This window comes from Sphingobacterium sp. B16(2022) (assembly GCF_012030425.1).
In the GTDB taxonomy this organism is placed as follows: Bacteria; Bacteroidota; Bacteroidia; order Sphingobacteriales; family Sphingobacteriaceae; genus Sphingobacterium; species Sphingobacterium anhuiense.
In genome coordinates this window covers 1-255 of the sequence record NZ_JAAUVN010000027.1, presented here as the reverse complement: position 1 = coordinate 255, position 255 = coordinate 1, and the positions used below count along the sequence as shown (strand labels likewise).

Here is a 255-nt window from a genome sequence, read left to right as displayed (position 1 = left end):
CTATCATCTCACATCTAGATGGTAGTCCCGAGCAGATTTGAACTGCTGACCCCTACATTATCAGTGTAGTGCTCTAACCAACTGAGCTACGGGACTAGCTTATCATTCTATCTCTCTGGACCATCCAATTCAGGGATGGGCACATTTCTTCAAATGTTTTTGTTTCTTATATAAATCATGTGTATCCGTAACGAGCTTCAATTCCGAATGCTCTAGAAAGGAGGTATTCCAGCCGCACCTTCCGGTACGGCTACC

1 tRNA gene is annotated in these 255 nt (G+C 44.3%); it reads right to left on the bottom strand.

What is annotated here, in order from left to right:
• Window positions 1-19: 19 nt before the first annotated feature.
• Window positions 20-96: transfer RNA gene (locus tag HCX49_RS25295), tRNA-Ile, on the bottom strand.
• Window positions 97-255 lie beyond the last annotated feature (159 nt).